This window comes from Globicatella sanguinis NBRC 15551 (genome assembly GCF_001552295.1).
GTDB classification, from domain to species: Bacteria; Bacillota; Bacilli; order Lactobacillales; family Aerococcaceae; genus Globicatella; species Globicatella sanguinis.
Genome location: NZ_BCQX01000196.1, coordinates 1 through 1,717, shown reverse-complemented (window position 1 = coordinate 1,717; position 1,717 = coordinate 1). Strand labels below are relative to the sequence as shown.

At 35.4% G+C, this 1,717-nt stretch carries 1 protein-coding gene; it reads right to left on the bottom strand.

From position 1 onward, the window contains the following. The coding region (locus tag GSA01S_RS10045; protein ID WP_066127217.1) for an IS1182 family transposase at positions 1-1,594 on the bottom strand (1,594 nt) is incomplete at its 3' end. Positions 1,595-1,717: the final 123 nt, after the last annotated feature.

Genomic DNA, 1,717 nt, shown 5'->3' with positions numbered 1-1,717 from the left:
TATAAGAAAAGAAAAGAGATCCCCTTCCTTTTCTTCTTATCATTTCTGCTAATCTGGTTAAATTCATTGCCATTAACAGGATTCCAATATCATTTGAAACCCCAATTTTTCCTCTTACATGAACTCTTCGCACACCAAAATTGCGCTTCATTTGACCAAAAACAGGCTCAACTTCTATTTTACGTTGAGCATATAGTTGGCAACCTGAATCGCTTTCTAAGTATTCTTTGGCTTTACTTTTATAATAGTCCCATACTTGATTGACACTTATCACCCGTTGATTACCGGATGGGGTTAAGGCCAATTTATCTAATTCGGGTGTTAATTGCACTTTGTCTGCTTTATAAACCTTAAATTCACGTTCAAAACCTGTTTTATCTTTTCGTTGATTGTAATGACTAAAGCTGAATTGAACCCCCTGATCGTCTACATAACAATCTAGGTCTTCAAAATAGTGCCAATTATGACGAAGCTTGGGATCATTTTTATATTTTTTACTTTGTTCTTTTCGATACATGGTGTAGGGTATTAAGGGTATTTTTTCCATATCATCGATAATATGTTGGTAATTCTCTTCACTCCCGTAACCTGCGTCAGCCACAATGCAGTTAAACTCATGGAAAAGGTCATTCGAATTTAAGAACGGAATCAGTGTGCGTGTATCGGATGGATTTGGATAAAGGTCATACGCTAAGACAAATTGATTTTGAGTGGCAATTTGAAGATTATAACCCGGTTTTAAGGTACGGTTCTTCATCGCATCTTCTTTCATACACATAAAAGTAGCATCATGATCCGTTTTGGAATAACTATTTCGACCCTCAAATCGATTCTTCGCTTCCTCATATTTGTGTTTTCTTGGAAGATAATCCTTTGAAAGTTTTCGAAGGTATTTTTTAACCCATCGTCTTTTTCGTTTATTGGGAGAACCACCCGGTATGCTTTTAGGTTCTTCACTAATTTCATCGTTTAATTGTTCCAATTTTTCTTTTGTTTTCTGAATCATGGCTTCAATACCAACACTCGATTGAAGCTCATCTTCTTGTAATGCACAATTGATTTCATTCTTTACCAACTCATCGTAAAGTGCAACCACTTCTTTATTCAATTTAGCATCATGTTTTTCAATAGACATACGCCAAACAAAGGAATAGCGATTCGCATCGGCTTCTAACTTGGTCCCATCTATAAAAATAGCCTCTTCATCAACATAATGGTGTTCCTTTAAGAGAGAATAAAAATGAACGAAAGCTTTACGAATTAAAGTAGCGGTTGAAGGATGCACTCTGAAATCATTAATGGAATGGTAACCGACATATTGATCATTGGTTAACCATTTCATCGGAATCATTTCCTCATTCATTTGGACGATCTTTCGACCGCTATAAACGCCTCTAGAATAAGCGAAGAGAATCATTTTTAACATCATCCGAGGATGATGGCCTGGACGCCCTGTGGAAGTAGGTTTAGGAAATTCACTATCAGGGATTGAATCAACGAATAAGCTAATGAAACGGGCATCGTGATTTTTAGCGATATCAAAATCTAAATTTAATACTAAAGAACAATCAGATGTGTTATAATGTTTATACATGAAAGCCACTCCTTTAAATGTATTTGTGCTTATTTACATTATATCATGTGAGTGCTTTCATGTTTACTAAAATGATAAAAAAAGGTCATTATCACGATTGCGATAATGGCCTTGTCTTTTTAT